This window comes from Armatimonadota bacterium (assembly GCA_023511795.1).
In the GTDB taxonomy this organism is placed as follows: Bacteria; Armatimonadota; UBA5829; order DTJY01; family DTJY01; genus JAIMAU01.
The window spans coordinates 46,046-72,560 of sequence record JAIMAU010000011.1 but is presented as its reverse complement, the minus strand read 5'-3'; the positions used below and the strand labels follow the sequence as shown (position 1 = coordinate 72,560).

The window sequence follows — 26,515 nt, the reverse complement described above, 5'->3', positions numbered from 1 at the left end:
AATAGGGGTAGTTCGCTGTCGAAGTGTCTCCAGTAGCTACTTGGAAAAAAGACTATTGTGATCTATTCTATGGCTACTTGTCGGTTCTTATATAGAACGGGGGAGGCCGGAAGACTAGTCTATCACAGCAACCCTTCACTTATTCTACAGCAATGCCGTGCTAAAATAACGCTCTGCGCGGTCCGGCAGCACAGTACATATATTTCCGTTAATTGTCTTTGCCAGTTGACGAGCAGCCCAAATGTTCGCACCAGAGGATATCCCCACAAGCAGGCCGTAATCCCTGCTTAACTGACGGGTGGTCTCGATGGCGTCTTCATCTGTGACTTCGATGACATCGTCTATTATCGACACGTCGAGTATAGCAGGAATAAAGCCGTCGCCGATTCCCTGGATCTGATGCAATCCCGGTTCATGGCCCAACAAAGCTGATACATTCTTCGGCTCCACAGCTACTAGACGTACACCAGCTTTGTGTTCTCTCAGAAACTTACCGACTCCTTGGAGAGTGCCTCCACTTCCGACGCCGGCGACGAAGCAGTCAATATTGCCACTTGTTTGTCGCCACAACTCGACAGCCGTTTGCTCATAGTGAACTCTTGGGTTATCAGGATTCTCAAATTGCTTAGGTACAAATACGCGTGGATCCTCCATCGCAATCTGCTTGGCACGTTGTACCGCGCCCGCTATGCCTTCCGAATCAGGTGTGAGTACTAAATCAGCACCCAGCGCTCGGATTAGCTTCTTGCGTTCTTCGCTCATGCCTTCGGGCATCACTATGCGAACCTGGTATCCCTTCGCGCGACCGACTAGGGCTATGCCGATGCCCGTATTGCCAGATGTAGGCTCGACTATGATAGACTCAGGGGTCAGTCGCCCATCTCGTTCTGCTCCTTCAAGCATGGCGAGAGCTACACGGTCCTTGATGCTTCCACCTGGGTTCAGAAACTCAGCCTTTGCATATACGTTTTCACCCTTCAGGCGAATAAGCGGTGTATTGCCTATCAAATCCAATACGTTGTCGGTTAACATATAAAGTCTCTCTGCTAGCGAGATAGAAACACAAACTAGGACAATTATAACCAACTCCCATATCGAACTTCAAGAAATAGGAGCCATCACGTCTAGACGCTTTCACTCTTACAGTCTGAGTATGCAGTCTCATACCAAATAACCTTTCTTCTGTCCTCCACAATAACTCCACCCATACATATGCACCCCAATTCGCAATCGAACAGTAGCTCCCGCCTTAGGTTCATGTTCGTCCACTGGAATCGAAATCAGCGTGATTTCATTTCCCTTGACACTCTGGGACTGCTTTGCTACAATAACACTAGTAACCAGCGACGAAAATCACCGCACAAGTGATGTGGTCGGGGCGTAGCGCAGCTTGGTAGCGCACCTGTATGGGGTGCAGGTGGTCGCAGGTTCAAATCCTGTCGCCCCGAAATGAGCATAGTTTTACCAGCGGCTGTGCTCATCTCGGAGCGACAGGAAGCTGCGCATGAGGACGGCTCATCATGGGCCGTCCTTTTTGCTTAATTGGACGGCCGTTCGTGCGCGTCGTCGAGCAAGCAGATTTGTTACAGTTCTAGCCGCTCAAAGCCAATCGCCGCTTTCCAAATGCCATGTCCTCGCTTGACACATTCGATGTGTTGGCGTATAATCTCCGATAATTATCTCCCCACGGCCTTTTGCCGGGACGACAATTCAGTATTAACCAGAGGCGAACCTTTGAAAGGAGGGCTCAATGTCACAGGATAGTCGGTTAGAGCAGGAAGGCTTAAGCTTCGACGATGTCTTATTGCAGCCGCGACGTACAGATGTTGTCCCTCAAGACTGCGATACGACTACCTATGTAGCCCGCGGAATCAGGCTTTATATTCCTTTGGTGAGCTCACCGATGGATACTGTTACCGAATCGCGTATGGCGATTGCCATTGCGCGTGAGGGCGGCATCGGCATCATCCATAGAAACATGTCCGTAGAACAACAGGCCGCAGAGGTAGACAAGGTTAAGCGCACGGAAAGCGGAATCATTCAAAATCCATTCTACCTCGCACCTGACAACACTATCGCAGATGCACTTCGAATAATGGAGAGATATCATATCTCGGGCGTGCCAATTACTACCAGCGGCAAGCTCGTCGGTATACTCACCAACCGAGATATTCGTTTCGAAGAAAACCACAACCGCAAGATTTCCGAGGTCATGACTAAGGAGGGGCTGGTAACAGCGCCCGTCGGCACAACCCTCTCTCAGGCTAAGGAAATTCTCCAAAAGCATAAGATAGAGAAGCTTCCAATTGTAGACAGCGAAGGAAATCTCCGAGGGCTAATTACAATCAAAGACATTGAAAAGATTCGCCAATTTCCAAATGCAACCAAAGATTCCAACGGACGGTTGCGTGTCGGTGCGGCAGTCGGCCCACTCCGCGAGCCTGTCAAACGCACCGCTGCCCTGGTCGAAGCTGGCGTTGATGTCATTGTTATTGACTGTGCGCACGGCCACTCGGAGGGAGTCATGAATGCGCTAAAAGCTTTGAAGAAGGAGTTCCCCGATGTTCCAATCATTGCGGGAAACGTCGTGACTGCCGAGGGCGCCCAAGACCTAATAGACTTGGGTGCGGATGGATTGCGAGTTGGCCTTGGCCCTGGCTCGATTTGCACAACTCGTGTGGTGGCGGGTGTTGGCATGCCGCAGATTACGGCGATTATGGAAACTGCCAAAGTTGCACGGAAGCACGGCATACCTATCATCGCTGACGGTGGCATTCGGCTGTCAGGCGACATAACAAAAGCATTGGCGGCAGGAGCGGATTGTGTCATGCTGGGGAACCTTTTCGCAGGCACGGACGAAAGCCCTGGCGAAATTGAGATATTCCGCAATCGAAGCTACAAAGTCTACCGCGGCATGGGTTCGGTAGATGCCCTCAAAGCGGGTAGCAGCGACCGCTACTACCAGGGCGGCGGAGAACCAGTCCCCGAAGGAATAGAAGGCCGAGTGCCTTATAAGGGCCCGCTTTCCGAAACAGTCCACCAGCTAATGGGCGGTGTTCGAGCAGGGATGGGATATTGCGGCGTAAGAAACCTAGAAGAGCTCCGCACGAAAACAAAGTTTGTGAGAATAACCGGTGCGAGCCTCCGAGAAAGCCATCCGCACGATGTCCTAATCACAAAGGAAGCTCCAAACTACAGCCTTCCTGATGTAGGGCTTGATTGGTAATCCAATTTATAAGTTAGGTAGCTTTCTTTGGGCTGGCCTATTGAGCGCCTCCGCCAATCTGTGGCATGCTTGCTTGATATTAACTCAAGTTGATATACTCCAAAGAAGGAGGGTATTAATGTCCACTGGGACACCAATCTACATATGCCAAAAGATTCCCCAGGGAACCATAATTATAGATGGTATTCTCAGTGACCCCGGCTGGCAGGCTATCAAGCCAGTGGGCGAATTTATACTCTTCGATGGCTCTGGCCCCGCCGCTAGACAAACCGAAGCACGCATGTGCTGGGATGACGATAACTTGTACATCTCCTTTAAATGCGAAGATCCCGATATTTGGGGCACGTTTTTCAACCGAGATGACCCAATCTATGAGGAGGAAGTCGTCGAGGCGTTCATTGACCCTGATTCGGATTTGAAGCGATATTATGAACTGCAGACCAGCCCGCGCCGTGTATTGTTCGATGCAATTATTTACAACCCCACTGGGTTGCGTAAGGATATGGCAGCAGACACGTCTTGGACTTGCGGAGGTTGGCAGGTTGGCGTGAATGTGGATGGCACTCTCGAAAATAGAAACGACATCGACAGAGGCTGGACCGTGGAATGGGCAATTCCGTTCGCTTCATTGCCAACGGCGCCAAATATCCCACCCAAAAATGGCGACACCTGGAGGCTGAACCTTTATCGAATTGACCGCACGCCAACCCCTGAGTTTAGCTGTTGGTCTCCAACACTGGAAACACCGCCAAATTTCCATGTGCCCTCTCGTTTTGGTACAATAGTTTTTCGTGAATAGCTCAAAAATCAGCAATTTTTCAATGAAAAGGTGGCGCGCGGTCTCGGCGAGGGTGAGGTTTCACTTGACCAAAGGCGCATTTCCGGCTATAATAAAGTTGCGTTCCGGGGTCGTCCAACGGCAGGACACGGGCCTTTGGAGCCCGGTATCCTGGTTCGAATCCAGGCCCCGGAGCCAAAATTTCCTCCCAAACCCGTATAAGTGAATTAAGGTGGCCCCATTTGGCTTTTCGCACAAGTGGGGCATTTTTTTTGTCACTCGAACCCAAACAAGGATAGCAAGCGCCTGGAGAGCTACAAGAAATGGTGGCTTGATGAATTTCAGGATTTCGCCAAAGCCTCAAACTTACCTCGAAACAATTTTGGATGCTTGAATTGCAAAGCCTTTCCAGCCCAGCTGTACAGTCGTTGGCAAAATTAGTAAGTGTTATTTTAGTTGACATTCACTCACCGAAAGTGTTATTATTTTCAAAGAGGTGTTACCCTATGCGCAAAGTCGTTCGCTTTGGCGTCTCAATGCCCGAAGAGCTTCTCGAATCTTTTGACAGGCGAATCCAAACCAAGCAATATCGAACCCGTTCGGAAGCCATTCGAGACATTGTGCGAGACTATCTTGTAGAGGGAGAATGGGAAAGCGAAGAAGGGCAAGTGGTCGGAACGGTAACCATAGTCTATGACCATGAGACCCGCGAGCTCTCAAATGTTCTTACCAGCCTGCAGCATAAGTTTCACGATGCCATCTGTTGCACCACGCATGTTCACCTCGATGAACACAATTGCCTAGAGGTGATTGTAGTAAAAGGATCTGCAGAGCAGGTAAGAACAATTGCCGATAAGTTGATTAGTACCAGGGGGGTGAAGCATGGCAAGCTAGTTTGTACAACAACGGGCAATGCCCTGGTTTAGTAATTTTTTTAACTATTGGTAACACGATTTTAAAAATTGTATACATAACAGCTGCTCAGCTTTAGTAAGTGTAAACTCGAAGCAATTAGCAAGGAGGAAAGAAGCAAATTGAGTAAGACTCTTTCGTTGTTTTTGGCTATTGGATTAGCGGCGTACGTTGCAGGTATTGGCTTAGCAGGCAGCGAAATGCCAGAAGAGCCTGTGTTCGAGGTAGAGGTTGTTGGCATAAGTGAGCCTGAAGCTGTCGGCCAGGTTGCGGCTTCAGCCAGCATAATTACGCGGACTGAAATTCAGCGCTCGGGGGCACAGAACTTAATGGATTTTTTGGTAAGGGAGCCAGGTGTTTGGGTGTCGCGCCAAGGTGGAATGGGCTATGGTGGAAAAGTTAATATTCGCGGATTCGGAGGTTCTCCGCCAACACAGCTTGCAGTTTTGCTTGACGGCCATCCGACTCAGATGGGCATCATGGGCCATATTCTGCCGACATCCTATGTTTTGGACAATGTAAAGCGCATCGAAATCCTAAGAGGTCCGACCGGAGCTTTGTATGGCGACATGGCTGTAGGCGGCATCATCAAAATTTATACTCGTGGTCCAAAGGATGAGGATTCAAGAGGTGCTTTGCTAGTCAAGGGCGGTGGCTTCGAGACGTTCGGCAACCAGCTTTGGTTTCGGGGAATTAATAAGAGGTGGGGCTATCGGTTCCAGCTTGGCCGCTACAGCACTGATGGTAGCAATCCATTTGCTAAATACGGCGCCGACAACTATTCCCTTGCAATAAACCATACTTTGAGAAGTGGTTGGGATATGGCATTTCGCAGTCAGCGATTGATTTATACAACTTTCGACCAGAACGAAGTTGCCAATGCCTATGCCGCTGGGCGAGAGCCAAAGTTCATAGAGCAGGATTATGACCGTGGTGACTATGACCTTGAGTTTAAGCGTGATTTGGAAAACCGTTCTACCAGCGTCAAGCTCTACCGGACAGAAGGTGAGCATGAGTTTCAAGATGGCTTCCATTCAAGGGATTTTGGGCAAGGCATCATTCTGTCGCAGACTGTCCCTGCTGGGCGCGGCAAAGGAGAGTGGGGACTTGGAGTGCGCACTATTGGTGGTAAAATCTACAGCCCTGCTCCGCTTGCTCGGTCATTTTCGCGCAGCGAGCCAAGTATGTTTCTATTGTTTGATCAGCCGGTAGCGGGCAAAACGACACTGTCATTAGGAATAAGATATACAGCTCCGGAGGATTTTGGTTCGGAGGTGCTTCCGCATATAGGAATATATCGCGAAATGAAACAGGGCTGGTCGTTGTATGCGAGTGCTCGGCGTGGCTATCGGCTCCCCAGCTTTCGAGAGCTGTTCCTCTTTGGCATAAACAACCCAAATCTAGAGCCGGAGAGCGCATGGCAGTATGAGATAGGGGCAAGGAGGAATCTACCCTCTGGAGCGCAGGTTGAGATATCTGCATTTGATATTGATGCGAAAAACCTAATTGTGCTAGGACCTCGCCCAGCTGGTGTGCCGGGGCCGCCAAAGCAATATGCGAATACAGGAGCAGTAACGCGGACTGGTTTTGAAATTAGCGCAAGGTGGCCCGAGGGCTCAAAAACAGCATACTATGCGAACTTCTCTTATTTGGACGCAGGCGCCAGGAGAGAGCAAACTGTGGGCCATAAGCTGGCGTTTGGCGTTGACTATCGCCTTGGGAAATGGATGATATCGGGCGACCTTTTATATGTAAATCGCCTATTTAATTACGACCAAACAAACACTTTGGTCAAATTACCTTCATTCACCGTCGTAAATGTCAAGGCTTCGCGAGCCATTTCTGATACGGCACGCATAGGGATTGCGATTGAAAACCTATTCAACCACTCATATAGAGTAGATCCTGCTTATCCATATCCGATGCCTGGCCGATGCATTAGCCTGCAATTTGAGAAAGGATGGTAAAATCATGTCCAACCGCGACCCCCTTTTAAGAGCGCGTGAGCTTGCCATTGCAGGACTTTTGGGAGCACTTGGACTTTTGCTGCCAATAGGTTTTCATGCTTTAGGGTGGGGCGGTCGGGTATTTCTTCCTATGCACCTGCCAATTTTGGTGGCGGCATTTCTGGTTAGCCCAGGCACCGCGATAAGTTTGGCTGTTGTGGTGCCTTTTCTATCCGCAATATTGACCGGGATGCCGCCATTAGCTCCACCCGTGGCGGCGTTGATGGCTATTGAGCTTGCAGCGAAGGCAGGAACTGCTTCTTTATTATATCGCTCGCTCAAGGCGCCCATGTGGATTGCTCTGCCATGTGCAATCATTGCTGATTGGATAGTGCTTGGAGTTGCCGCATGCTTTGCAGCTGATTTCTTTGCCTTGAAGGGAGAACCACTCCACTACGTTCTTGGAGTTATTTTGGTAAGTATGCCTGGAATGGTTCTACAATTGGTTGGCGTTCCAGCGGCTGTGTTAGCGATTCAGCGGCGAGTTCCGCGTCTGCGGCACAGATAGAGGGCTTTGGAGTGTAAGCTATGCCGCATCATATTGACCTTTATGTGCATCAAGAAAGCATAATTCATAAGCTTGACCCAAGGGCAAAATTGGTAGCAATTGCCGGATTCATTTTGGCTGTGATTATAGTTCCCACTCGCCCTCTACTGCCTGCTGGATTACTTTGCGTGCTCATTGGTTGCGTTGTTGTACTTGAAAGGCTTCCGGTAAGAGTCCTTTTGCGAAGGATGTTCCCCATCATGGTTGTTGTTGGATTACCTTTTATGCTGTCCAGGCTTGGCGGAGAGCAGACGCGGGCGGCTGGTGAATTGTTTGCATTAAAATCACTTTTAGTTGCCGCTGCTGCCATAGCATTCATGGCTAGCACGCATACTTTGGCGATTCTTGAATTTATCAGTCGCATGCCCATTTTGTCGGCGTTCGGTCAGCTTGGGGAATTCATCGTGAGAGGCGTTGACTTACTTATCGAAGAGGTTATGCGCACAAATCGAGCTTGGACACTGCGAGCTTCCTTTGCTTCAACTTGGATAAAGCTCACGAGCCTTTTGTGGGCTAGCGTAAACCTGCTTGTTAGAGCTGTGGTTAGATCAGAGCGAGTTGGCTCTGCGATGGCACTGCGTGGTTTTCAGGGCAAGCTTCCGACTTCGGCGCCGTCCCCGTTGAAGATTTTGCATTTAGCATGCGGATTGACCTATGCTGTTGTATCTATTATTATTGCTGGAGTTGGAAGATGGCTATAGAGGCGCTGAAAGTTGAAAAACTTACATATTCCTATCCCGATGGAAGCTTTGCGTTGCGCGACGTCTCGTTCTCAATTGCTCATGGCGAACGCGTTGCTCTGCTGGGACCGAATGGTGCCGGCAAGTCAACTTTATTGTGGTGTCTTGTCGGAATATTAAAGGGAAACGGCCGCGTATTCGTAGATGGTGTTGTATTGAAAAAAACAACAGAGCGCTGGGTAAGAAGTAAGCTTGGTTTGGCATTCGCCGAGCCTGAAGACCAACTTTTTATGCCAACTGTATGGCGAGACGTAACTTTTGGGCCTCTTGTTGCTGGCGATGTGCCTAAGGTGGCTGAGAGAAAAGCCCGACAAGCTGTAGCCCAAGTAGGCTTAAATGATCGAATGCTCGACAAATCTGCCCACGAACTCAGCTCTGGCGAACGTCGGCGAGCGGCGCTGGCTAGCATACTTGTGCTTCAACCTTCGGTGCTTGCTTTAGATGAGCCCACTAATAGTCTCGATGCACCCGGACGTGCGGCGCTTGCGAGTACCCTGCTTCAATTGCCTTGTGCACAGCTAATAGCCACCCATGATCTAAGTTTCGCACGTTGTCTTTGCACCAGAGCTCTTGTGCTTGTGGACGGTGCATTAGTTTCAGATATTTCAATGCCCGAGTTATTGCGCGACAAAGAAGCTCTTCAACGTTTTGGACTTGAGGCTGAGGTAATAACGGAAGATGGACAGAAAGTATTTCTTTAATCAGCATGCAAAAGAATGGGATTTTACTAGGCATCCAGAGGAGGAAGTGCGGCTTGAGCGGGTAGTTATGCTCGCCGAAATTCAATGTGGTCAATCCGTACTTGACGTGGGAACTGGAACGGGCGTGTTAATTCCTCATTTACTTCGTGCAGTTGGACCTTCCGGTAGCATTGTCGCATTTGACCTGTCCCATGAAATGCTGAATGCTGCGAGGTTTAAGGGGTTCCCCTGCAATGTAAAGTTAATTGAAGCTGACGTGCATGATGCGCCGTTCCAAGATGCTCAGTTCGACCGTGTTATTTGTAATGCGGCCCTTCCACATTTTAATAATAAGGTTCGCAGTCTGCGCGAAATGGTTCGCGTGCTTCGACCTGGAGGAGTCCTGGTAGTTTCGCATCCCATTGGTCGTGAGGCGGTAAACAAACTCCACCGCGAAGTTGGTGGTCCAGTGGAGGAGGATAGGGTGCCTCCTCCGGATGTGATGTCAGTTCTTTTGGCTTCGGTAAATCTTATTGATGTTGAGGTTATCGACGAACCTGAATTCTATTTGGCGCGCGGCAGGAGACCTTGAGCAGTTTAAATATAGGGAGGCAAACTAGATAATGTTCGAGTTACTAAAACATGGTGGAATCGTAATGTACCCGCTTGGGCTATGTTCGCTGTTGACAATTGCGGTAACTCTGGAGCGCTTGTTTGTCTTCTTTAAGGTGGACTGCAATATCGAAGAAGCTCTAGCTTGGGCAAAGGCGGTGCTGGCCGGAGAAAAGGACGCTATGAATTGGTTAAAGCACCCTGGTCCTGCCAATCGAGCAATGGAAGTGCTTATTAATTCAAGAGGAGAACCCCGGGAGGTTTTGGAGAATCGCCTTCAAACTGTTCTTGGTGAGGAGAATTTGAGGCTAAACTCATACCTAGGAATAGTTGGCACCATTGGCAGCATCGCACCTTTCATTGGACTTTTTGGCACCGTATTAGGCATCATTCGCGCCTTTAGGGATATTGGCCGGGTGGGTGCAGCGGGACCTGCTGTCGTAGCCACAGGGATATCCGAGGCACTTGTTGCCACCGCGGCGGGATTATTTGTCGCAATCATTGCGGTAATTGCATACAACGCGTTTGTAATTTGGCAGAGGCGAATTTTGCACCGAGAGGAGATTGCCGGGTTGGAGTTGCTTGACCTTCTAGTCTCGAATGGTAAAGATGCGGCAGAACGACTGGAATATAAAACACGAAAATAGCTTAATTACAGATATAAACATCACCCCTTTGACCGATGTGATGTTGGTGCTACTCATCATTTTTATGGTGACGGCTACGTTTTTCATTGCTGAGCCGTCGATGAAAGTTAACCTTCCGCCCGCCGTCACTAGTACACGCAAGGCTGAAACATCGGGTGAAATCACTGTAACCATCAACGAACAAGGGCATATGTTGATGGGTGGTCGGCCTGTTCGCCCTGCGGATCTCGTTAATGCTTTAATGAGCGCCGCCCGAAAACTTCCGCAACCGCAGAAGGTGGTTGTCATCCGGGCAGATAAAAAAGCCTCGTATGGCTCTGTAATTTGGGTAATGGATGCCGCTCGGCTAGTTGGTTTGCATCATGTATCCCTGGCTACTGAGGAAATTAATAGCAGGGATGCTCGCCAGCAACGTGGTGTTTATACCCAATCAAAATCAAAGGACCGATAATAAGTTCCAATGGCAAATTTTACTGCCAAAATTAAAAAACATCGGAATATTGCGCTTGCGTTCTTGGGGTCAGTAGTACTTCATGCTTTCGCATTGGCTATAGTTCAGCTCTGGGGGCTTTTCGGCGAGCCGAAGAGTGTTGAAGCTAGCTTGCGACATTTGGAAGGTCCTCCTCCAAGATTGAATGTTGAACTGATTCAAATGAGGAAGCCGCCTCTACCCCAGCCCTACCAGCAAGCGCAGCTTTCGCAGACACCAAACATAATCGCGCCCGTCAGGTTAGGAAAATCGCTGGCTTCACCAAAGCGTGGTCACATTGTGCTGCCGGATGAAGCACTTAGGAATCCTCCTAAGCCTTGCAATAACGAGATAACAGCCCAAATGGCTTCGATTCCTGCAAAATGCTTTGCTTCACAATCGCAAGCAGGCGTCCCCGTTATTGCTACTCCTGAGGTATTCACGCGCACCGACTCTTTGGCGTCGAGCACTCCAGGTGAGTATGGTTTAGGTGGAACTGGAAATGCAGTTGGGGCCGGTCCCTTCGGAGATAATCCCGACGGAAGTGGAACGATGCAACAAGGGGGAGAACCTGTGGTGCCTCCTAACCCAAAGAAAGTGTCAGAAGCCGAACCACCTCCTCCGCCGCCTCCGCCATCAAAGGTCGTAACGCTTGAAAAATCAACTCCTCCCGAGGGGCCTACATGTGGCCCAAAGTTGTTGGAATGGAAAGACCCACCATACCCAGAACTTGCACGACAGGAGGGACGGCAAGGCACAGTGGTGCTCCGCACAAAAATCGATATAGATGGTAGACCTAAACAAGTAGAAGTCGCTGTTTCCTCGGGTAGCGAAATCCTCGACCGCGCAGCTATAGAATATATGAAGCTTGCCAAATTTTCTCCCGCACTAAAAGATGGCAACCCGATTCCTGCTGTAATTACCTTCCGCGTTCGGTTCAAGCTGAATCCAAACGCTCATTAGCAAGGCTTCGTTTGTTTTCAGCTTCCGCTTTTTTGGGATTTAAGTAAATCCAAAATATTCACTATACCCTGAATTAGTAGCTCAGTTTTTGGGTCGAGGTATTCTGCCAATTTTTTGGATATTTCTCCGTATCGACGGAGGTGCTCAGACTTAAGCTCGACCAGGTGTTCCCATAGCCAAGCACATCTGCTCCGAATAGCTGTTTTTGCGTTTTGAATAGATGGCTCAAGTAGCAGGGTCTGTTGTAATTCTAGTAGCAGATTTTTCATCCGCATAACTTCCGATAATATTTTTTGCCGCTGCTGGCTTGAAAGGGTGTTGTGCTCTTTGAAAAGAATAGAGCTTATCTCTCGGCCATTTGCCCATTGCTCAATCTCGCAGAGCACTTCATCGAGGATTGCTAAAGTTATCGCAATGCCACGCTTATGGGCTTCGCTAATATCTGGGAATTTGCTGTTCATATCATTCTCATTGATAATTTTATTTTAGTTTTAAAACTGCATCCGCCTTTTATCCGTTTTGCACCAATCGGCAGACGAAAGCGGCTGCAAGAATCGTAAGGACTGAGAAGACAACAAATGCAACTACAGCTGCTTCGAGCGCAAACTTAAGTGGCTGCCTATGGCTGGTATAGTGATGGGACCATTCTTCATAAGTAATCAAGAAAGCTGCTAGTGCAGCCAAAACACTCAGCGCCAATCCTATTGCAATAAAGGCGTTGTTCGGTGCCATTTTCAATTCCTCTTAAAAGGGCCAAGGTACTGGATTCGATAGTAATCTTTGGATGATTTCAATACGTTCTGTAGTTTTGTACAAAAGGCGCGTCGTCTAAATGTTTGGAATCTTCTAAATTCAAAAAACGCCATCCTTGCCAACCATCATTATGATTGCTCGGGACCATGAGTCTGATTCTTTGCCGAACTTCTCATGGCTAAAGCGGTAATCATGTTTGCGGCAGAATTCTTCTAATTCGTGTAGAAGCAGATTTGTTTTAGCACGTTGCAGTTCGATTAATAAGTTTCTTGAGTTTGCGTCCGCAGCTAAATCTAATAGAGCAAAGAAATGCGGAACACATAGCCCATGGCTTTTTTCAAGAGCCCTTCTCATTTCTTGGTCATCAAGCCATTCGATTAGGGTACTTCCAAATCGGTTTCGGCATTCGTACTGCATGCGACATGCCGGACATTCTCCGTCCGGCTGCCGCCAAGCTCTTTTGCCTTTTCGAATTATCATAGATGGGATTGCTTGAAGTTCGTCGAGCCTTCGCAGAAATTGTTTGACCTGGTCTTGGTACAAAATAGCAATTTCAAAGCCCTTCCCGTGGTTTCGAAGGTAGTGTGCATGGCGTTGGCAATAGCCTTGGGAACGAATCAAAGCCTCGCGAACCCCATTGTCGTTCACACCCTCGTGCAATAGTGAATCAAAGTAGCATTTGATGCTGTTTGCTTCAACCTCACATAAAGGGCAGTGTGGGGCGTTACTGATCGCATCAAGCAGTTCATAATATGTAGTATGTTTCGAGACTTTACGTGAGCGCATGTTTGGCTTCCTTTGGCTCAATGTTGCTTGAGCTATGAACAGTTAATTTGTGTTGAATCAATGAATAATTCTAGCTCTTTTAAAATTTCACCCAATCTGTATTGAGTTGTTTCGAGCTTAGCTATGTCAGATTGAACTGCTTCCGCTTGTTCCTTGCGCTGCCGATAGGCTTCCTCTATGGCATCGCGAGTGGCTGTGGCAACTTCGCGATACTGCTGTGTAATCTGGTTTGCAAATTTGCGGAATGTATCTTCGAGGTTTTGAAGGGTCGGCCAGCGGACATTTTCGACGTTCTGCATCACTATGGTTTCTATCTGATTATATAGCCTGCGAATTGCACGGGAGCGACGAATTCGCACTGGGAGGAACCTGTCGATAAAGTTTTCCGGTAGAAGGCTTAGTGAATAGCTCCATTGATGCGTAATCCAGTAGGGTCGCCGCTTGACCTCGAAATCTTCGCCTTCATCCTGCTTGTGATATGGAACGTTGAACAACTCTGCCGCCGCTTTGCGAATGCTTTCTGTGAGTTCATTAGCGTTGTGCTTATGCCGTACAAATACTTCATGCGCCCTCTTTCCCAATGTTCTCGATAGTTCGCCAAGTTCGTGCTCAAACAACACCGGAACTGCTTCCGCTAATTCTTTGTAGATTTCGTCTTCGTTGAGCACAGCACCGTTAGAGCAATTTGTACGCACAATTTCTAATAGCCGAGACTTTGCTTTCTTCCGCAGATGCTCGGCTTGGTCTTCCAAAAGAGCAATCATTCTTTTTCTATCGCCTTCTATGATGTCTAACTGGGCTAGCCGCTGGGTTTCTACCTCATCAAGTTTTTTCTGAAGTAGCCGCATTCGCTCCTCAAGCTTGTCGAGAGGTATACGGAGCGATGCAAGAGAAATACCGATGTGGAGAACGGCGTCTGATATAACGGTGCTTGCTTTTTTAGAGATAGCTTTTCGCAGGGCTGATGATTTTTGGTTTGCTAGAAATTCAACAAGGTGCTTTTGCACTGCTTGCATTCCGCTTTTGACCCAGCCTGCTTCATCTCCCGATAGCTTTGCCCGAAGTCCATCCCGGGCTGAGACGCAAAATATTTTGATATTGTTATCGATTCCAGCGTGGTCTTTCAAAGCCTGCTTGAGGAACTCGACCGTCTTTGAAAGCTCTTCGCCTGAGAGGTAATCTGCTTTGTTTAGAATGAAGAATGTGTTTGTTGTCTTAGCCAGGACTTCTTTCAAAAAGTCGATTTCGACTTCTGTAATGGGGGGGTCAGGAGAAATAATAAAAAGTGCAGCATCGCACTGTGAGAGAAAGTTCAAAGTTGCCTCGGTGTTGTGGCGGAACGTTGAGCCAATTCCAGGCGTGTCAATTAATACAACCCCTTGCTGAAGTAATGAAGATGGGTATTCTAATACTACCTCGTGAACTCCTAGACGGTTGCGGGGATTTCTTTCCTCAGTGACATATTTTGCAAGGAATTCCGCAAGCTGTTCGGTTGTCCCTTCGGCAATCATGTCTTCTGTTTCGCCATTTATGAATCTAACTTTTGCAGTATATTTCGGCCCGTACTGCACGAAGGTTGGTATTGCTGTAACAGGAATGACGGATGTGGGAAGCACATCAGCGCCGAGAAGGGCATTGAGGAGGGTGCTCTTGCCGCGTTTGAATTGGCCAAGCGCTGCCAAATGGAACCGCTCTTCATTTAGTCGTTGCTTTAGTAGCTGAAGCCTCTCTAAGTATGAATCATAAGAGGGTCCGGCTTCTTCCAAAATATTCTGTGCCTGTGCGATTGCCAGAGCCGTTTGCTCGAGGTTTTCCCCCTCGGGTGAGATGCTGTTACTTTTTATTTCAAGTTTGCCATGTTTCAATACTTCGCCCAAAACGAAAAACTCCCTCTTTTAGCCTTGGAGGGAGTTAAACGTCTATTTATAAAAACGTGACTCCCGCCGAGGAACTTTGGATTTTTTTTGCCCTTGCAGGAGTCATCAGTCGTTCTAGACGATTCTGGGGGACTCCATCCCCTTTTCATATGAATGATACCACAACAATTTTGAAAAAGCAAGTTGTATGTGAAGTAAATCAAGGGTTGACGGTTTTAAAAGCAGAAAGTTATATTGAAACCGGAGGGACCCAGATGACGCCAAAACAACGAATGTTGGTGACCATGAGGCATGGCATACCAGATAGGGTGCCGGTTGCGCCAGATATGTCAAATATGATTCCCGCGCGCCTAACTGGGAAGCCATTTTGGGATATCTATCTCTATCAGAACCCTCCCCTTTGGAAAGCGTACATTGATGCTGTGAAGTACTTTGGCTTCGATGGTTTTCTAGACTACCAGGTCAATGTTATATTCCCCGATGAGGCGAGCCCTCCCGATGATCAAGTCAAGACAGTGATTGTCGAGAAGACTTATGAAAGAATTATCACCCGTTCGTTTCGCGATGAGGACGGAAAGCGCACCTGGTTTCCACTAGTTACAGTTTACCCACGTGATAATCCGCCGACGGGCGGCGTCCACTTTAGCAAGCTTGGCCTTCCCGAGATGCCAGATAAGTGGGAACCAATTGAGGATATAAAAGAATGGCCCACAGGCGAAGAGTTGTTCAAGTTGGCTTATGAAATGATGGGCGACTTTGGAGTTGTTGGCATCACCTGTGGAACAAGCGTGGTCGTTGGGAGCGATGCCGCTATCTACGAGTATTTCGATAACCCTGAAGTTGTGCGTGAGCGGTCAAGAAAGATAATTGAAAACTCCCGTAGAAGGTTCGAAAATATCCTTCACATGCAGGTTCGCCCAGATTATGTGAGCTGTGGTGGTTCTGGGACGCTTGTTTGGCAGAACATCGAAATATTTCGCGATGTCTCGTTGCCTGTGGTGCAGGAGGTCACTCGACTCTGCAAGAATGCTGGAATAGTGAGCCACGTTCATTCATGCGGGCCCGAAGCAGAACTCGTCAAAATATGTGCCGAAGAAACCGACCTCGATGTGATTGACCCATTGGAGGCACCCCCAATGGGCGACTGTAATCTCCGAGGGCTGAAAGAAAAATATGGCAACCGGTTGGTTCTCAAGGGCAATTTGAATACGGTTGAACTCATGCTCATGGGAACATACGACGATGTATTCCAAGCGTCAAAGCAGGCAATAAGGGATGCAGGCGAAGGCGGTGGTTTTATTCTTTCAACCGGAGACCAATGTGGACGCGATACGCCAGATGAAAATATTCGTGCGATGATTAACGCTGCTGAGGAATTCGGTAGCTATAAATAAAATTGGCGCCCCGGACAGGAATCGAACCTGTGCACCGGGCTCCGGAGGCCCGCGCTCTATCCCCTGAGCTACCGGGGCGTTCAAATATTATATTACTTGAATTTGGTTTCGAAGTCAATCAAGAGCAAGCATGCCGATGCCTGCAAATTCTTAAGCACATTGATTCATAAATAACATGTGGTTATAATATCCGCTAGTATCTCAAATAGTTGGCGAGTGATCATTTGATGGACAAGTTTGCTATTTCAACGCTAATAGTTTTTGTGGTATTTGGCTTAACAGCCGCAAAGTCAGACTACGTCAAAGGAGCAAAAAAGCAAATGTATGACATTCCTAGACCAGAGCATCCTAGGCCAGATTTTATGAGGGCGGCTTGGCAGAATTTAAACGGCAAGTGGCGGTTCGCTATAGACAATGAAAAGTCAGGCATGGAAAAGGGCTGGTATACTGGTCACGACTTCCCATCTGAGATTCTCGTGCCATTTTGCCCAGAGAGCAAGCTTTCAGGAATTGGCGTGACAGATTTCATGAACGCTGTGTGGTACCGCCGGCATTTCAAGGTAGACAAGGCGCTTCAAGGCAGACGCCTGCTTCTTCATTTCGGTGCTGTGGACTATGAGGCTCGCGTTTGGGTCAATGGACATGAAGTTGCCCATCACAGAGGCGGCTATACTCCGTTTAGTGCGGATGTCACCGATGTGGTTGATATGAATGGCGAGAATGAGCTTGTGGTGTATGCCGTAGACGAATTGCGCACCGGGTTCCAACCCTCAGGTAAACAAAGCCATCGGCTTGAATCGTATGGATGCATGTATACGCGCACAACTGGAATTTGGCAGACGGTTTGGCTCGAGGCTGTGCCGGAGACGTACATCTCATCGCTAGCAATTTGGCCTGATGCGCTGAATGGTCGGGTCGCGCTTGAAATCGGAATCACAAATCCTGCGAAGGAAATTTCACTTGAGGCAAAGGTGCTTGCTGGTGGAAAAGAAGTTCGCTCCGAGAGCCTTAAGCAAATCAGTGGACAGAATGTGCTTACTATCAGTATACCTAGGCCTAAGCTGTGGTGGCCTGGGCGTCCGTTTCTCTACGACCTGCGCCTTTGCCTCCTTAAGGATGGAAAGGTTACTGATGAAGTGATGTCCTATTTTGGCTTGCGGGACGTGCGCATTGATGGCGACCGTGTGCTCATCAATGGCAAGCCTGTATTCATGCGTCTTATTTTAGACCAAGGCTTCTGGCCAGGTGGAATCTATACGGCGCCGTCGGATGCCGAACTCAAGGCAGATATTCAGAGGAGCATGGCTTATGGATTCAATGGTGCCCGCCTCCATCAAAAAGTCTTCGAACCGCGCACCCTCTATTGGGCGGACAAGCTTGGATACATCCTGTGGGGCGAATTCCCCGACTGGGGTTGCTCAATTGCAAATCATCCCCAAGCACGCGAGAACTTTATCCGCGAATGGACGGAGGTCGTCTTGCGCGATAGGAACCATCCCGCGATTATTGTATGGATGCCTCTGAACGAGGCGCATTCCAGCTATGATCGATATCTTCCAGTTTTCTTCCGCGAACTTTATAGTCTAACAAAGCGTCTTGACCCTTCGCGCCCATTCATTGATGCCAGCGGTTATACACACGTCGTAACGGATATCTGGGACCTCCACGATTATGACCAAAATCCTAAGTCATTTGCCGAGCGATACAGCCCCTTTGGCAAAGACCCGAAGACCGAGACCCTAGCGCGCAATGACCCAAAGTTCGAGCCGCCATATACTGGCCAGCCGGTCGTCGTTAGCGAGTACGGCGGAATTTGGTGGAACCCCGGACAAAAGGACGACAAGGCGTGGGGTTATGGAGATCGCCCGAAAACTGAAAAGGAGTTCATTGAGCGCTATAGGGGACTTGCAAAGGTGCTTCTCGAAAATCCACACATCGCTGGTTTCTGCTATACCCAGCTTACGGATGTAGAGCAAGAGGTCAATGGACTTTATACCTACGATAGGAAACCTAAATTCCCGCCAGAGAAGCTGAAGCCAATCATTGCGAAAAAGGCGGCAATTGAGAGGTAGTGAAATGAGCTTCATGCTGGCCCTTTAATGTTTGGTTCCGTGGTCGGCAAAGTGAGTACATGTTCTCCTATTTGCCTTTTTTGACTCATAGATGGTAGATGGATTGGATTGTTAGTAATACCCGATGTGTATTATTTCGCAATTTATCCCAAGGAGAGCTAGCTGATGATTAGAATAATTCTACTATTGCCCTTGGTCTGCATGGTCTATAAAGCATCCTTAGCTGGTGAGTTAATCTTGCACGAGAGTTTTAAAGGTGGGAAGTTAGATTCTTCATGGCATCTTCACGTTTCAAAAGGGAATGAAATTGTTTTAAAGGATGGCGTTGCGGAAATTAGGGCAAATCTTCATACTTATGCGCATATCTCTCGGCAGCTTGGCGTAGACAATGTTACTGTAAAAGCACGTATTAAACCTTCGTCGCCCGCAGGAATAAGTTGGTGTACTTCCATTTTCCTTGTCTGGAATACGGCAAATTGGTGTCAAATGGGTATGATAAGCGGGCCGGACGGCATCAATCGGTTCTATGCCGCCGAGACTCTCGAAGGTTTTACTCTAGAGAGTTACCTTGAGCCGTGCGACCATCTACTTCCGCATTACTTGCGCATTGAGCTGGGGAAAGATGTTCTCCGTTATTCGATTTCCGAGGACTGTAAAAAATGGAAAACACTCCGCGTCATTCACCGTCCTGCTCAGCTAAGTGGAGCCCCAGCTTCGCTGGTCGTTGGAAAAGGGTTTTCAAATGATAAGCCTAATTACTCGAATCCCGACCTTGACAATGATTACTTAGATCGTGGGCCTTGGGTAACATCGGAGATTTCAGATATTCAAGTAGAAAAGACTTCGCCCAAGCATCTCGCGCTTAAGCCCGCTGAAAGAAGGTCGCTTAGTGAATCTGGCTTGGACCCAGTGGGCAAGATTATTCTTCGCGGGAAAGATGATCCAACGTTCGAGAAAGTGGCGAAGTTCTACCCGAAAATGAAATATCCGAAAGAGGCAGTGGGCGTCCCAGAGCATCCGACAGACATTGCTATTGACCACCTTGGGCGTTTACAGCTCAATTACAACCAGCCGCCAATTGCATGGATCGAGATTGGCAACCCAGGGGTTCCATTTGGCGATGAGAAAACCCCAATCGAGAGAAAGTGGCTAAGCGGGTATATTCCCGTATTAACCCTAACTACCCGACGAAGTGATATTGAGTACCAGCAGACCGTCTTTGGCTGGTCTGAGGGTATGAGTCCTGATACATCGCTTGTTGCTTTCATATGCTTGGAGGCACGTCGGCTAAAAAAGAATGCCAAAATTCCTGATTCTATTACTCTAGTGGCTAATGGAGAACGTCATCAGTTCGAGCTGACATCCGAAGAATCTTCTCAAGACTTACAAATCGCTTGCATGAAAATGGGATGGCCGGATGCAAAGGATATCTCAAAAATCTCTATTTCAGAGTATAATGCTGCCTTAAATGAGGTAGCAGAATTTTGGCGGCGGCTTCTAAACAGGGTTGCGGTTTTTGAGGTTCCCGAACAGAGAATAAATGATGCTTATAGGGCATGGCTTGCGTATTCTCAGCTCAACGTGGATAAAATAAACGGCATTTACGAGCCACACGATGGAATTGGGTTCTACGAAGAGAACTACGGGTATAGCTGTACGCTCCACTACATTGCCCTTGACATGTATGGCTTGCACGACAAAGCAGAGCGCTACCTGGATTCCATCTTGCATTTCCAGCAACCCGACGGCTTGTATACGCAGAACTTTGGCTTGCCCGATATGGGAACGCTTCCTATCGCGCTTGTGGAGCATTATAATTTCACGGGCGATAAAGGGTGGCTCAGCCGAGTTGCGCCCAATATTGTTAAAATTGGCGATTGGCTCATACGCAAGCGAAAAGAAGCACCAAAGGAAGGAATCACCAAGGGCCTAATCAAGTTCCGCCCATACTGCGATTACTCTGAGCCAGAGGTTAACTACTTTTCGGACGCCTACTGCTGTGTTGGCCTTGAAAAAGCATCAGCCGCCCTCGAGGCTGTTGGGATGAAGGAAGAGGCAGAGCGATTCCGAAAGGAAGCCGAGGCATACCGTGCAGATATTCTAGCCTCAATGGATGCAGCTGCTATCGAGTTTGAAGGCAGAACAGTACTTCCACTTGTGCCAGAAAATCACCGACTCCTAAAGTCAAGCGGCTATACCGGCGGAGATTATTATGGTTTGGTTGCTTGTTGTCTTCTAGAATCTGAGTTTTTGCCAGCTAATGACAAGCGTGCCTATTGGATAACCGATTTCATAGAAAGAAAGAACGGACTAATAGCGGGCGTTTGCAAGTTTCAAACCGGCGGCATAGACCATGCATATACATACGGTTACCTTCTCACACAGCTGAAGCGTGGTGATCCAAGGAAGGTCATACTAGGCTTCTACGGAATGCTTGCCTATGGGATGACACGTGATACTTACTCGGGGGTCGAATGCACGTTTGCAGTCAACGGCTCGAATATGTGGACGCTTCCGCATCTTTATTCTGCAACCCAGCAACTTCGGACGCTCCGCATGATGCTTCTTCGCGAAGAAGGTGATGATCTCCACATCGCCGAGGCCGTTCCTCGGGCATGGCTTGAGGATGGTAAGGTGGTTGAGGTAAGACGGGCGCCAACTTACTTTGGGAATGTTTCGTTCCGTATCGTATCGAAGGTCAGCGAGGGACAAATAGAAGTGAGCATTACTCCGCCTGCGCGTAAGCCACCCAAGAGGATTCTTGTCACCTTGCGCCATCCAAAATTCAAGCCAATTAAGGCGGTCTACCTAAATGGTTTGAAGATTAACAAATATAAAGGTGAAACAATTGAGGTTTCGGCTGCTGGAAGGCCGGTCAAACTCATTGTTAGGTACGAGTAAAAAATTGGGAAACAACGCAATGAAGATTAAAGTACTAATTATGTTGCTTTTGTTTGTTTCCACCGTCCCGACTCTGGATGCCGAGCAGTTCAAAATTCGGGGCATAAAGGGCCTGTGGTGGGAAGGAATAGAGAAGTACCAACTAGCACTTCCCTGGCTTGCTGAGCATAATCTAAACTTTCTGATGATTTGTTATTCTTCGTTCCCCGCTAGTGGAATGCGCTGGCGCTCTCAGTATACACCAGATGAACAGAAGGCGATAGGGAAACTAGCCGAAGAAGGGCGCAAGCTTGGAGTGGATATATGCCTCTCCTTCAACCCTGGTATTTGGAGCAATCCACCGCTAGTATATTCGAGCGATTCTGACTTTGAGATAGCACTCAACAAAGTAAAAATTATGCATGCTGCCGGAGTGCGATGGTTTGCCCTATGCCTAGATGACATAAACCGTGAACTTCAGCCAGAGGACAAAGACAAGTTCGGTAGCCTTGCCGCAGCTCAAGTATACTTCGTCAATCGTCTCTGGAATAGCATGAAGGAACTCAAGCCTCGTCCAAAGCTAATATTTTGCCCCAGTGCCTACCTTACAGCTGATATGGAGCGACATATGGATTATGTTGAGGCGATTGGAAAGGGGATTGATAACGAAGTAATGATGTTTTGGACTGGCCCCCAATGCTGTTCGGCCTCAATCACTGCTGACAATGCTAGACTGGTGGCGAAGTGGATTCGCAGAAAACCATTTGTTTGGGATAACTATCCGGTGAATGATATGTTCCCTTGGCGGCCGCTCCTTTCTCCACTGAAGAACCGTTCTGCTGATCTTGCGAGCGCAGTCTCAGGCTATATCGCCAATCCAATGAAGCAATGGTATGCCTCAACAATACCATTGGCTACTACCGCTGCCTATCTTAATGATCCAGAGCACTACGACCCCCAGGCGGCTATGGAGAAGCTAATACAAAGCTATCCGCTGGAACAACAACGTGCAATTCGCCTGTTGGTCGAGCTGTATGGGTGTTCTTTTTGGGGCGAGAAGAATTGGCCGCCACAACCGGCATTGGGCGACCGCAAACAGGCATTGAAACAATTGCCTAAGTATCGCGCATTAAGAGCTGCCTTTTTAGCCCAGCCTTCTCTGAAAAATTTGTGGGAGGATGTTCGCGATACAGTGGAGCAGGACATTGCTTTGCTGGAAAGGATGGTGGCTGACCGTCGTATTTCCTCTCCGCTCAAGGCAACCGGACTTGACTTCGAAGGAGGGGCGGCTTCCCTCTTCGGCTGTCTGAAATTTGGCTATCAAGTCAATTATGTATATGCGAAACAAACTGGCAAAGACGAGATGCATACTGAATTGTGGCTTGGAACGGTGCCCAAAGGAGGAGCAAGGCTCAAGCTTATGGCCAGAAACGATGATTTGGGCATCAATGGCAAAATTTGCATCCGACTCAATGGTTATGTGATATATCAGGGGCCTGCCAACTTTTCGATGACTAACTTTGAGACAAAGGAGTTTGATGTTCCTGCCTCAGCCCTAAAAACTGATGAAAATATGCTTAGCATCCAAATGATTGAGAATCAGGGTACTTTAGGCATGCCACCTTGGTTTATGGTTGCTGAAGCTGAGCTGGTTCCATTAGATTAGTTATCCACTATCAATGGGCGTGAAGTATTTCTCTCTATTGCTTGACGGGGACAAATTTGACCGCATCTGCCAAAACGTTCCCATCAGCATCATTGCTGAACTCTATCGATCCTTTACTTCCCTTTTCAAAGCGGAAAGTTCCGAGCCTGAACCATTCACCTTTCATTTGGCGAAGGTTAACACTTGTTTTGTGCAATCCATCAGCTGAGCGAATCTCCACAGGTGCGTTTGAGGCATGATCGGAGATCGGATCGGGTCCAAACCATGCATAGACGGCATAGCTTCCTGTTTTGGGGATGTTCGGTCTGAAGACAGCTTTTGCATCTCCTGTGCCTTTCCATGCCCAGCGAGTGCCGAGGTAGTAGCCGATTTGCTGGCTCTCAGTGTTTGGCGTCATGTACCACTTGCCTGAGAACGAGACTGCTGGCGGGGAGTCTGTGTCATCAATGACGATTGCCCCGCGTTCCTCCTTTGGCCTGGCCGGTGGGATTTCTGCGGCATTCAATCCGCATTGAAGGTTCGCCTTTGCAGGATTGGCGATGGCTTCTTGGCCAGCCATGCGGTTTGCTGTGATTACAGCTGACTTTGTTTGACCGCGAAGTGCAACTTGCCGCCCTTTTGACATGAAGTTGCAGCCATTTACGAGCAAATTGCCGCCAAAGGTTTCTATCGCTGGAATATTTTTCCCTTCGGCATCCCATTGGCAGAAGTTGCAGTTACTGAAGGAGATGGTGCCCGTGCCTGCAATTCTAGCGATTTGGTGCGCCGGTCCCCAAAATGAGCAGTTTTGGAATGATACAACGCCAGTATGCGAGGCTTTTACCACGACTTCTGTTGGCTTTTCGCCGAGGAAGCTGACAAATTCGCCATTTGTGATGAGTAGCCCTGGCGGCTGAGTTTGTTCCACGAGGACGGCGATGTTGCATGCATCTGCACCAATTCCAAGCAGGTTGCCGTTCATTGGCCCGTTTTCTTTGCTGATAAATCGGTAGCCAATACAATAGCCAAAACAAAAAGTATTGAACACATATTCCCAATCTGTGCGGGCAAAAATAAATGCCTCGCTATTTCTTGTCATCCATTCCCTGATGCCGGTTGTTTCATCCCAGTTCCAGAAAGGCCAGAAGTGGACGTTTTCGATTCGGCCGATGTCATAACATTTATCAACAAAAATACCTCGCCTAAGAGGTTGGCCATACAAGCCGCGTATATAATGCCGACCAGATGGATTCGTGCCAAAGTCCACACCTTGGTATGGATTTACTAGCAGGCAGTCAATGATAGAGGGATTGTCTCCACCAGCGCAGGAAATACACCATGGATATTTCTTGATGGAGTCTGGCTTCTGGTTTGGATAGAAAACTGTAATTCCTTTGATTGTTGAGTTGGCGCCGAGGGTGATAAACGCTGGCCCATCTTCTGAATTCTCGCCCTCAACTGCAAGCAAAGTGCTTCCTTTGTGTTGACTGAATGCTGTGGGAATCTTCCATACACCTTCGAGCGTAGTATTGTTTGGTATTTTGATGTGCGATTTTATTAGATAGTTGCCAATGGGAACGAAGACGGTTGTGCCGCTTTCGCCGGCGGCTTTGAGCGCTGCTTCGAATGCGGGAGTATCATCGGTAACTCCGTCACCTTTCGCTCCAAAGTCCCGAACATTAAGGGTATTCAAAGGTGAACTTTGCTGAGCATGCACGGTTGATGCTATGATTGAAAATGTTGCAAGACATAGAACAAGCACCTTCATATTTACCTCTTTATTTGAAGTTAATTCGTGGATTTCTAGCCATTATAGTGGATATTACTTACAATGGGCAACTATGGAAGGTATCTAAGCTTGGAGCAGAGAATTGATACAAGCGGCTATGTTGGGAAGAATGTTCAAACGTCTATCAAAAATCGATTTTCGATGTGTGTTGTTTGTTGTTTTTGTTGCCCTGTTGTTTTTCGCTTGGGCAAACAGGTTCATTCAGGATGATGCCTTTATATCCTTCCGCTATGCGCGTAACTTAGCAGAAGGCAATGGCTTAGTTTGGAATTATGGTGAGCGGCTGGAAGGTTACACAAACTTCCTGTGGACGCTTGCAATGGCGATTCCCCACTATCTGAAGCATGATCCTGTCACTTTCTCGTTCTTTATGGGGATGGCCTTCTTTGCTCTCACGTTAGCATTCACCTATAAGTTGGCAGTTTCGCTTCTGGAGTCACACTGGCTCGGTATACTCACTCTTGTTTTGCTTGGCACGAACTATTCGTTCAGCTGTTATGCTACTGGCGGTCTTGAGACGCAAATGCAGACTGCCTTTTTTGTAATCGCTGTGTATCTTGCTGTAGGTTCGATGAAACAAGGGTCGTTCAAGGTTGGGCGCACGTTATTTCTATCGCTTATATCCGCGCTGGCAGTTCTTACAAGGCCCGACTCGGCTCTTCCTGTGGCCGTTTGGCTTGGGGTTGGCGGTTACCTTATTTTGCGCGAGAAGAGTAACAGGAAAGTAGCTTTGCTTTTTGCACTGATAGGTCCAATTGTTGTGATTATAGGCGCATGGGTATTTTGGAAGATTGGTTATTATGGTGAGGTTTTGCCAAATACCTTCTACGCAAAGGCGTCTTCTATCACTTCGCCTATTCGCGGACTTAAATATGTGTATGCATTTTTTTCATCATATTGGCTATTTGTCTTCCCTCTACTGGTAATTGCAGCAGCAAAAAATATGAACTCGCGCCTGGCTATGCCAGCAGTCGTAACGCTTGTCTGGCTAGCGTATGTTGTGAAGGTTGGCGGAGATTTTATGGAGTTTCGCTTTATTGTGCCTGTGATGCCGTTCATATTCGTGCTGATTGTTTGGGTTTCATGTGTGTTCATAAAGCAAAAGGCAGTTCAGGTCGCGCTTGTTGCTTTGGTTTTGTCAGGCTCTTTGCAATATATGACTGTCGGCCGAACTTTCTATCAGACTGGTTTGAACGAGAATGGAATTAGCACCATACCCGAACAATACGAATATGTTATTGGCAGGAATGGCCAGCCTGGTTGGATTGAGATGGGCTTAGCGCTCCGCGAGGCTTTACCAAAGGGCTCTAAGGTGTTAATTGGTGTTACGCCTGCAGGTGCAATTCCATACTACTCTGAATTGCAGTCGCTCGATATGCTTGGGATTAATGACCACTGGGTGGCGAGGTATGGAACGGTAATTGGGGACTATCCAGGCCACCAAAGGTTGGCTACTGTGGATTATATGTTAAAGCGTAGAGTTAATCTTGTTATCAACCATCCGCTTCTCATTGGGCCAGGCGAAACAGCACGTGAATACATCCCTCATTTTTTCCGTCGAATACTCCATGGCGGAGAAACTTTGAAGTCTATTCCGGCTGGCTCAAGAATGTTGGAGATACCTCTCCATGGAGGATATCGTTTGCTGGTTCTATATTTGGTGCCGAGCCGTGAGGTGGATGATGCTATTGCAAAACACGGCTGGCCTGTTTGGCGCTTTTAGCGACCTGTATTCGAAT

Annotated in this window: 22 protein-coding genes and 3 tRNA genes; 18 read left to right on the top strand and 7 right to left on the bottom strand. The window is 48.1% G+C overall.

Annotated elements, in window-relative coordinates; translation table 11 throughout:
- Positions 1–144: 144 nt before the first annotated feature.
- Positions 145–1,032: a cysteine synthase A gene (cysK, locus tag K6T99_09910; protein ID MCL6520135.1), complete on the bottom strand. Its 888-nt coding sequence runs from the start codon at positions 1,030–1,032 to the stop codon at positions 145–147.
- 342 nt (positions 1,033–1,374) lie between these two features.
- On the opposite strand from cysK, the gene K6T99_09905 reads away from it, so the two are divergent.
- From K6T99_09905 to K6T99_09845, 13 genes are all read left to right on the top strand, one after another.
- Positions 1,375–1,448: transfer RNA gene (locus K6T99_09905), tRNA-Pro, on the top strand.
- A gap of 302 nt (positions 1,449–1,750) precedes the next feature.
- On the top strand, positions 1,751–3,226 hold the full coding sequence (gene guaB, locus K6T99_09900) for an IMP dehydrogenase (GenBank protein ID MCL6520134.1): 1,476 nt from the start codon (positions 1,751–1,753) through the stop codon (positions 3,224–3,226).
- Between the two features lie 118 nt (positions 3,227–3,344).
- Complete coding sequence (locus K6T99_09895; protein MCL6520133.1) at positions 3,345–4,025, top strand: carbohydrate-binding family 9-like protein; 681 nt, start codon at positions 3,345–3,347, stop codon at positions 4,023–4,025.
- A 103-nt stretch (positions 4,026–4,128) separates the two neighbouring features.
- Positions 4,129–4,202, top strand: a tRNA-Gln gene (locus K6T99_09890).
- 308 nt (positions 4,203–4,510) lie between these two features.
- The gene (gene nikR, locus K6T99_09885) at positions 4,511–4,930 is read left to right on the top strand and encodes a nickel-responsive transcriptional regulator NikR (GenBank protein MCL6520132.1); all 420 of its coding nucleotides are present in this window, start codon (positions 4,511–4,513) and stop codon (positions 4,928–4,930) included.
- A 108-nt stretch (positions 4,931–5,038) separates the two neighbouring features.
- Positions 5,039–6,883, top strand: coding sequence for a TonB-dependent receptor (locus tag K6T99_09880; GenBank protein ID MCL6520131.1), 1,845 nt, complete (start codon positions 5,039–5,041; stop codon positions 6,881–6,883).
- Positions 6,884–6,887: 4 nt separating this feature from the next.
- Positions 6,888–7,430, top strand: a complete 543-nt coding sequence (locus K6T99_09875; GenBank protein ID MCL6520130.1) for an ECF transporter S component — start codon at positions 6,888–6,890, stop codon at positions 7,428–7,430.
- Between the two features lie 20 nt (positions 7,431–7,450).
- Positions 7,451–8,170, top strand: coding sequence for an energy-coupling factor transporter transmembrane protein EcfT (locus K6T99_09870; protein ID MCL6520129.1), 720 nt, complete (start codon positions 7,451–7,453; stop codon positions 8,168–8,170).
- Positions 8,161–8,910 (top strand): energy-coupling factor ABC transporter ATP-binding protein, encoded by a 750-nt coding sequence (locus tag K6T99_09865; protein ID MCL6520128.1) that lies wholly within the window; start codon positions 8,161–8,163, stop codon positions 8,908–8,910. The genes K6T99_09870 and K6T99_09865 overlap by 10 nt, the downstream gene beginning before the upstream one ends.
- Positions 8,888–9,481 (top strand): class I SAM-dependent methyltransferase, encoded by a 594-nt coding sequence (locus tag K6T99_09860; protein ID MCL6520127.1) that lies wholly within the window; start codon positions 8,888–8,890, stop codon positions 9,479–9,481. The genes K6T99_09865 and K6T99_09860 overlap by 23 nt, the downstream gene beginning before the upstream one ends.
- Before the next feature lie 31 nt (positions 9,482–9,512).
- On the top strand, positions 9,513–10,148 hold the full coding sequence (locus K6T99_09855) for a MotA/TolQ/ExbB proton channel family protein (protein ID MCL6520126.1): 636 nt from the start codon (positions 9,513–9,515) through the stop codon (positions 10,146–10,148).
- Complete coding sequence (locus K6T99_09850) at positions 10,111–10,599, top strand: biopolymer transporter ExbD (GenBank protein MCL6520125.1); 489 nt, start codon at positions 10,111–10,113, stop codon at positions 10,597–10,599. The genes K6T99_09855 and K6T99_09850 overlap by 38 nt, the downstream gene beginning before the upstream one ends.
- A 9-nt stretch (positions 10,600–10,608) precedes the next feature.
- Entirely contained in the window at positions 10,609–11,580 is a 972-nt protein-coding gene (locus K6T99_09845) for an energy transducer TonB (protein ID MCL6520124.1), read from the top strand.
- A 17-nt stretch (positions 11,581–11,597) separates the two neighbouring features.
- Here K6T99_09845 and K6T99_09840 read toward each other — a convergent pair whose 3' ends face one another.
- The 4 genes from K6T99_09840 to K6T99_09825 all read right to left on the bottom strand — a co-directional run bounded on the left by K6T99_09840 (position 11,598) and on the right by K6T99_09825 (position 14,996).
- Positions 11,598–12,041 carry a hypothetical protein gene (locus K6T99_09840; GenBank protein MCL6520123.1) on the bottom strand — a complete coding sequence of 148 codons (444 nt, stop codon included), beginning with the start codon at positions 12,039–12,041 and terminating at the stop codon, positions 11,598–11,600.
- Between the two features lie 49 nt (positions 12,042–12,090).
- Complete coding sequence (locus K6T99_09835) at positions 12,091–12,312, bottom strand: hypothetical protein (GenBank protein MCL6520122.1); 222 nt, start codon at positions 12,310–12,312, stop codon at positions 12,091–12,093.
- Between the two features lie 120 nt (positions 12,313–12,432).
- Entirely contained in the window at positions 12,433–13,119 is a 687-nt protein-coding gene (locus tag K6T99_09830; protein MCL6520121.1) for a DUF6062 family protein, read from the bottom strand.
- A 32-nt stretch (positions 13,120–13,151) separates the two neighbouring features.
- On the bottom strand, positions 13,152–14,996 hold the full coding sequence (locus K6T99_09825) for a dynamin family protein (protein ID MCL6520120.1): 1,845 nt from the start codon (positions 14,994–14,996) through the stop codon (positions 13,152–13,154).
- A 905-nt stretch (positions 14,997–15,901) separates the two neighbouring features.
- Between K6T99_09825 and K6T99_09820 the strand changes: the two genes are divergently transcribed.
- On the top strand, positions 15,902–16,390 hold the full coding sequence (locus K6T99_09820; GenBank protein MCL6520119.1) for a hypothetical protein: 489 nt from the start codon (positions 15,902–15,904) through the stop codon (positions 16,388–16,390).
- A gap of 3 nt (positions 16,391–16,393) precedes the next feature.
- Here the strand turns inward: K6T99_09820 and K6T99_09815 are convergent.
- Positions 16,394–16,468, bottom strand: a tRNA-Arg gene (locus tag K6T99_09815).
- A 242-nt stretch (positions 16,469–16,710) separates the two neighbouring features.
- On the opposite strand from K6T99_09815, the gene K6T99_09810 reads away from it, so the two are divergent.
- From K6T99_09810 to K6T99_09800, 3 genes are all read left to right on the top strand, one after another.
- The gene (locus K6T99_09810; GenBank protein ID MCL6520118.1) at positions 16,711–18,462 is read left to right on the top strand and encodes a beta-galactosidase; all 1,752 of its coding nucleotides are present in this window, start codon (positions 16,711–16,713) and stop codon (positions 18,460–18,462) included.
- Between the two features lie 165 nt (positions 18,463–18,627).
- Positions 18,628–21,363: a hypothetical protein gene (locus K6T99_09805; protein MCL6520117.1), complete on the top strand. Its 2,736-nt coding sequence runs from the start codon at positions 18,628–18,630 to the stop codon at positions 21,361–21,363.
- Positions 21,364–21,382: 19 nt separating this feature from the next.
- On the top strand, positions 21,383–23,008 hold the full coding sequence (locus K6T99_09800; protein ID MCL6520116.1) for a beta-N-acetylglucosaminidase domain-containing protein: 1,626 nt from the start codon (positions 21,383–21,385) through the stop codon (positions 23,006–23,008).
- A gap of 34 nt (positions 23,009–23,042) precedes the next feature.
- On the opposite strand, the gene K6T99_09795 is transcribed toward K6T99_09800, so the two are convergent.
- The gene (locus K6T99_09795; protein ID MCL6520115.1) at positions 23,043–24,755 is read right to left on the bottom strand and encodes a hypothetical protein; all 1,713 of its coding nucleotides are present in this window, start codon (positions 24,753–24,755) and stop codon (positions 23,043–23,045) included.
- Between the two features lie 130 nt (positions 24,756–24,885).
- Between K6T99_09795 and K6T99_09790 the strand changes: the two genes are divergently transcribed.
- Positions 24,886–26,499 carry a hypothetical protein gene (locus tag K6T99_09790; protein MCL6520114.1) on the top strand — a complete coding sequence of 538 codons (1,614 nt, stop codon included), beginning with the start codon at positions 24,886–24,888 and terminating at the stop codon, positions 26,497–26,499.
- Positions 26,500–26,515: the final 16 nt, after the last annotated feature.